Source organism: Burkholderia sp. LMG 13014, assembly GCF_905232215.1.
Taxonomy (GTDB): Bacteria; Pseudomonadota; Gammaproteobacteria; order Burkholderiales; family Burkholderiaceae; genus Burkholderia.
The window spans coordinates 1-6,276 of sequence record NZ_CAJNKE010000356.1 but is presented as its reverse complement, the minus strand read 5'-3'; the positions used below and the strand labels follow the sequence as shown (position 1 = coordinate 6,276).

The following is a 6,276-nucleotide window of genomic DNA, read 5'->3' as shown; positions in this document are numbered from 1 at the left end:
CGGCCACGCGGGGCGCGCGCGGGGCGTCGGGCCGATGCCGCTCGGCCTGCTGTGCGTCGGCGCGGCGCTGAGGTTCGATGCGGCGCGTGCGTGGCTGCAGCCGGTGTGCGTCGCGTCGGCGTTCAAGTTCATGGCGATGCCGCTGATCACGCTCGCCGCCGGCCGCCTGTTCGGGCTCGGCGACGCGGCGCTGACGGTCGCGCTGCTGTTCCAGGCGCTGCCCACTTCGTCGGCGTCGTACATCATGGCGCGCCAGCTCGGCGGCGACGCGCCACTGATGGCCGGCATCACCGCGTTCCAGACGATCGCCGCGGCGCTCGCGATGCCCGTCGTGCTGACCGCGCTCGCGTCGGCGCCCGTGTTTCGCTGACGACGCAGCGCCCGATCCCATCCCCCTGAATCCAGCCTGCACGCCGGCCATCGCGCGATTTGCAATCGCCGGCCGCGCACGGTCGCTCATGCGTTGCCGCAGGCGCTCACCGAGAAATCCCGTCACATGAACGCTCCCGCCCCGCCCGCCGCCATCGTCGCCACCCGGCCGCACGCGGCCATCTACGTGAAGCTCACGCTCGTCGCGCTGTTCTGGGGCGGGACGTTCATCGCGGGCCGGATCCTGGCCGCGACGATGTCGGCGACCGCCGCGGCCACCGGACGCTTCGCGATCGCCGCGCTGCTACTGGTCGTGCTGACATGGAAGATCGAAGGCGGGCTGCCGAAGCTGAGCGGCCGCCAGATCCTTACGACATTCGGACTCGGTGCGACCGGCATCTTCCTGTACAACGTGTGCTTTTTCGCGGCACTCGCGCGGATGCCGGCGGGGCGCACCGCGCTGTTCGTCGCGCTGAATCCCGTCGCCACCGCTGTGCTGCTGTCGATCGTCGTGCGCGGAGAACGCCTGTCGCTGTCGCGCTGGGCCGGCATCGCCGTCGCGCTGTTCGGCGCGCTGATCGTAATCAGCCGTGGCGAATTGCTGCGGGTGCTGACCGATCTCGGCAACACGTTCGGCGCCGGCGAACGCTACATGCTCTGCGCGGTGCTGAGCTGGGCCGCCTATACGGTGATCGGCCGGCGCGCGCTCGACGGGCTGTCGCCGCTGGCGGCCACGACGTATGCGGCACTGTGGGGCCTCGCGCTGCTGATCGTCGCGCACCTGTTCGGTTCGCCCGCCGCCAGCGGCACGCCGCTGACGTGGCAGGCCGTCGCGTCGATGCTCTACCTCGGCGCGATCGGCACGGTGGTCGCGTTCGTCTGGTATTCGCAGGGGATCCGCGAACTCGGGCCGGCCCGCGCGGCCGTGTTCACCAACCTGGTGCCCGTGTTCGGCGTGCTGCTGTCGGTTGCGCTGCTCGGCGAGCCGTTGTCGCCGTCGATGCTGGCCGGCGGTGCGCTCGTGATCGCGGGCGTCGCGCTGACCAATCGGGCGAGACGCTGACGCACGGGCATGCGCAACGCGCCCCTCGGGGACGGATGCTTAATACCGGAGCGAAGCACGGCGGCGATCGCCATGCCGTTGCGCGACGCCGACGCGCGGCCGATACGCCCCCGATGTTCTCGCAGCCCCGCCAAAAACCGCCTATCGTGAATGGAGCGCTCCGTTCGCCGCCATTCGACCCTGCGTCGCTCGCACCGACGGCGACGGCACTGCGTTCCGGCACCATTCATCGCGATCCCGGCGCACGCTCGCTCGTGCACGATCGCGGCCGCCCACCGGATTACAGGAGGCCCTCATGAAAGCCGCGCTGCTCGTCAGCTCCGCCCTGCTCGCCATTGCATCCGCTTCGGCGTCGGCTCAAGGCTCGATCACGAAAGTCGAAAACGGTTCGCTCGTCGCCGCGAACGGGATGACCGTCTATACGTTCGACAAGGACAAGGCCAACGCCGGCACCAGCGCGTGCACCGGCCAGTGCGAATCCTTCTGGCCGCCCTACAAGGCCAGTGCAACCGACGCTCCGGTCGGGCCCTACACGATCGTCAAGCGCGACGACGGCAGCCCGCAATGGGCATACAAGGGCAAGCCGCTGTACTTCTTCTCGAAGGACATGAAACAGGGCGACCGCAACGGCGACAACTTCAAGGACATGTGGCACGTGGTGGCACCGTAAGCGTTCTGCCGCGTTCTGCCCCATCCGCGCAGACATGAAAAAGCCCGCTCCGATCGTCGATCGAAGCGGGCCTTTGCGCGGTCACGTCGGCCGCATTGCGTTGACCGCCGCTAGGCAGGCGGACGACGCATGCAGCCGGGTGGCGCGTCAGCGGTTCGACGGGAAGCTGAACACCGTCCCTTCGCGCACACCGGCCGACGGCCAGCGCTGCGTGATCGTCTTGCGCTTCGTGTAGAAACGCACGGCGTCCGGGCCATACGCGTGCAGGTCGCCGAACAGCGAGCGCTTCCAGCCGCCGAACGAGTGGTACGCAACCGGCACCGGCAGCGGCACGTTGATACCGACCATGCCGATCTGGATGTTGTCGCCGAAGTAGCGCGCGGCCTCGCCGTCGCGCGTGAACAGGCACGTACCGTTGCCGTACTCGTGCGCGTCGATCAGTGCCATCGCCTCGTCGAGCGACTTCAGCCGGATCACGCCGAGCACGGGCCCGAAGATCTCGTGCTGGTAGATCGGCATGCCGGGCTTCACGTTGTCGAACAGGCACGGGCCGAGGTAATAGCCGCCGTCGTGGCCGTCGACCTTCACGCTGCGGCCGTCGACGACGAGCGTCGCACCCGCTTCCACGCCCGCTTCGACGAAGCCCGTCACCTTCTCGAAATGCTGCTGCGTGACGAGCGGGCCCATGTCGACACCCGCGCCGTTGCCCGGGCCGACCTTCATCTTCTCGATCTCGGCCTTCAGGCCCGCGACGACCTTGTCACCCGTCTCGTCGCCGATCGCGACGACCAGCGGAATCGCCATGCAGCGCTCGCCGCACGAGCCGTACGCGGCGCCCATCAGCGCGTTCACCGCGTTGCCGATGTCGGCGTCCGGCATCACGACCGCGAAGTTCTTCGCGCCGCCGAGCGCCTGCACGCGCTTGCCGTGCGCGCAGCCGGTCGAGTAGATGTATTCGGCGATCGGCGTCGAGCCGACGAAGCTCACCGCCTTCACGCGCGCGTCGGTCAGCAGCGTGTCGACCGCTTCCTTGTCGCCGTTCACGACGTTCAGCACGCCCGGCGGCAGGCCGGCTTCGAGCGCGAGCTCGGCCATGCGCAACGTCGACGACGGCGTGCGCTCGGACGGCTTCAGCACGAACGTGTTGCCGCACGCGACGGCCATCGGCCACATCCACAGCGGCACCATCACCGGGAAGTTGAACGGCGTGATGCCGGCCGCGACGCCGAGCGCCTGGAACTCGCTCCACGAATCGATCGCGGGGCCGACGTTCTTGCTGTGCTCGCCCTTCAGCAGCTCGGGCACGTAGGTCGCGTATTCGACGTTCTCGATCCCGCGCTGCAGCTCGCCCATCGCATCGGCGAGCACCTTGCCGTGTTCGGCCGTGATCAGTGCGCACAGCTCGTCGGCATGCTCCTCGAGCAGCGTCTTGAAGCGGCTCATCACGCGGGCGCGCTTCAGCGGCGGCGTGTTGCGCCAGGCCGGGAACGCGGCCTGCGCGGACGCGATCGCGGCTTCGACGGTCAGCTTGTCGGCGAGCGCGACGCTCTTGTGCGATTCGCCGGTGGCCGGGTCGAACACCGGCTGGACGCGGCTGCCGCCGTCGACGCGCTTGCCGTCGATCAGGTGGCCGACGGTGGAGGTTACGTTGCTGTCGTGTTTCATGTATCTGGCTCTTTCGTGAATTCGGTTATCGCTCAGCGCAGGCCGCGGCTCAGTCCACTTCGTTCAGTGCGTCGGACAGCGCGTTGACCAGGTTGTCGATCTCGCGCTTCTCCGAAATGAACGGGGGCGCCAGCTGGATCGTGTCGCCGCCGTAGCGCACGTAGAAACCCTTCGCCCAGCAGCGCATCGCGATCTCGTACGGGCGCCGTGCCGGCTCGCCCGGCAGCGCCGCGATCGTCAGGCCGGCTGCCAGCCCGTAGTTGCGGATGTCCGCGATGTGGCGCTGGCCCTTCAGCCCATGCACCGCCGCCTCGAAATGCGGCGCGAGATCGCGCACGCGGGCCACCGCGTCTTCCTTCACCAGCAGGTCGAGCGCCGCGACGCCGGCCGCGCACGCGACCGGATGCGCCGAATACGTGTAGCCGTGCGGGAATTCGAGCATGTACTCGGGGCCGCCCGCGGCCATGAACGTGTCGTAGATTTCCTTCGTCGCGATCACGCCGCCGAGCGGCTGCACGCCATTCGTCACCTGCTTCGCGAAGTTCATGATGTCCGGCACCACGCCGAACGCGTCGGCGCCCGTCATCGCGCCGGCACGGCCGAAGCCCGTGATGACTTCGTCGAAAATCAGCAGGATGTCGTGCGCGGTACAGATGTCGCGCAGGCGCTTCAGATAGCCCTTCGGCGGCACGACCACGCCCGCCGAACCGGAGAACGGCTCGACGATCACGGCCGCGATGTTCGACGCGTCGTGCAGCGCGATCAGCTCGAGCAGGCGGTCGGCCAGCTCGGCGCCGTGCTCGGGCATTCCGCGCGAGAACTTGTTCTCGGCGAGTTGCGTGTGCGGCAGGAAATCGGCGTCGAGGCCCTGGCCGAACAGCTTGCGGTTCGGCCCGATCCCGCCGACCGAGATACCGCCGAAGTTCACGCCGTGATAGCCCTTCTCGCGGCCGATCAGGCGCGTCTTCGTGCCCTTGCCCTTCGCGCGCCAGTAAGCGCGGGCCAGCTTCAGCGACGTATCGGCCGCTTCCGAGCCCGAGCCCGTGAAGAACACGTAGTCGAGGCCGGCCGGCGTCAGGTCCTTGATCTTGTTGGCGAGTTCGAACGATTTCGGGTGGCCGAACTGGAACGCCGGCGCGTAGTCGAGCTGCGCGACCTGGCGGCTCACGGCTTCGACGATTTCCGTGCGGCCGTGACCGAGGCCCGTGCACCAGAGGCCCGACAGGCCGTCGAAGATCTTGCGGCCTTCGCCGTCCGTGTAATACGCGCCCTTGCCCGACACGATCATGCGCGGATCGGCCTTGAACTGGCGGTTGGCCGTGAACGGCATCCAGTGCGCGTCGAGCCAGGCGGCGTCGGTACGGAGGTTGGTTTCGTCCTGCTGGGCGGTGGTGATGTCGGTCATGTCGGTCGGCGCGGCGCGCCCCTCCTCCTTGTGATGATGTTGCACATTGTCGGGACGCCAATTAGTCTTTTGAATATCGCAATATCAATGTTCACTTGCTCAACTATGCAAGCAAAGAAACCGAAGAGCCGCGCGCTGCTCGGGCAGCTCAGCGACATGGATCTCCGCCTGCTGCGGGTCTTCAAGGGCGTCGTGCAGTGCGGCGGGATGGCGGCGGCCGAACTGGAGCTGAATATCGGCATCTCGACGATCAGCCGGCACGTGAAGGACCTCGAAACGCGCCTCGGCCTCGTGCTGTGCCGGCGCGGCCGCGCGGGCTTCACGCTGACGCCCGAGGGCCAGACGGTGTACGAGGAGACGCTGCGACTGCTCGCGTCGATGGAAGCATTTCGCAGCAGGATCGACGGCATTCACGACAGGATGGGCGGCGAACTGCACATTGCGGTATTCGACAAGACGGCCACCAACGCGAACGCGCGGCTCGGCGACGCGATCCGCCAGTTCGCCGACGAAGCGCCCGACGTCGCGCTGAACCTGCATGTCGCGTCGATCAACGAGGTCGAGCGCGGGATCATCGACGGCAGCTATCAGGTCGGGATCATTCCCGCGCACCGCAACTCGGGCAGCCTCGTGTATTCGGAGCTGTTCGACGAACGGATGCTGCTCTACTGCGGCCGCCAGCACCCGCTTTACGATGCGCCGCACGGCAAGCTCACGTGGACGACGATCCGCAACCATGCGTTCGCGGGCCTCGGCTTCCATTCGCCGAACATGGAACTGAGTCACCGCGCGAAGCTCACGCGCAGCGCGACCGCGTCGGATCAGGAGTCGATCGCGACGCTGATCCTGTCCGGCCGCTATCTCGGCTTCCTGCCCGACCATTACGCGGAAAGCTTCGAAAACAAGGGGCTGATGCAGCCGATCGCGCCGCACCGGTTCAATTACCGGTGCCGGTTCGTGAGCCTGCTGCGGCGCTCGCCGCGGCCGTCGCGGGCCGCGCTGCTGTTTCAGTCGTGTCTCGAAGCCGCGCATGCGACGGCGCGGCCGGCGGCGTAACGATTGTCGCGGCTGAGTGGGCTGAGTGGCTGGCTGAGTGCCTGAGTG

At 67.8% G+C, this 6,276-nt stretch carries 6 protein-coding genes; 4 read left to right on the top strand and 2 right to left on the bottom strand.

Going from position 1 to position 6,276, the window contains the following annotated elements:
- The 3 genes from JYJ84_RS25860 to JYJ84_RS25850 form a co-directional block, all read left to right on the top strand.
- On the top strand, positions 1–370 hold a 370-nt coding region (locus tag JYJ84_RS25860), incomplete at its 5' end, for an AEC family transporter (protein ID WP_205189602.1).
- A 126-nt stretch (positions 371–496) separates the two neighbouring features.
- Complete coding sequence (locus JYJ84_RS25855) at positions 497–1,432, top strand: DMT family transporter (RefSeq protein ID WP_174956337.1); 936 nt, start codon at positions 497–499, stop codon at positions 1,430–1,432.
- 295 nt (positions 1,433–1,727) lie between these two features.
- Positions 1,728–2,102 (top strand): hypothetical protein, encoded by a 375-nt coding sequence (locus JYJ84_RS25850; RefSeq protein ID WP_122946954.1) that lies wholly within the window; start codon positions 1,728–1,730, stop codon positions 2,100–2,102.
- A 147-nt stretch (positions 2,103–2,249) separates the two neighbouring features.
- On the opposite strand, the gene JYJ84_RS25845 is transcribed toward JYJ84_RS25850, so the two are convergent.
- Positions 2,250–3,767: a CoA-acylating methylmalonate-semialdehyde dehydrogenase gene (locus tag JYJ84_RS25845; protein WP_175222041.1), complete on the bottom strand. Its 1,518-nt coding sequence runs from the start codon at positions 3,765–3,767 to the stop codon at positions 2,250–2,252.
- Between the two features lie 49 nt (positions 3,768–3,816).
- Positions 3,817–5,172 carry an aspartate aminotransferase family protein gene (locus tag JYJ84_RS25840; RefSeq protein ID WP_174956338.1) on the bottom strand — a complete coding sequence of 452 codons (1,356 nt, stop codon included), beginning with the start codon at positions 5,170–5,172 and terminating at the stop codon, positions 3,817–3,819.
- A gap of 105 nt (positions 5,173–5,277) precedes the next feature.
- On the opposite strand from JYJ84_RS25840, the gene JYJ84_RS25835 reads away from it, so the two are divergent.
- A complete protein-coding gene (locus JYJ84_RS25835) occupies positions 5,278–6,228 on the top strand; it encodes a LysR family transcriptional regulator (RefSeq protein WP_174956339.1) in 951 nt (316 codons plus the stop codon).
- Positions 6,229–6,276 lie beyond the last annotated feature (48 nt).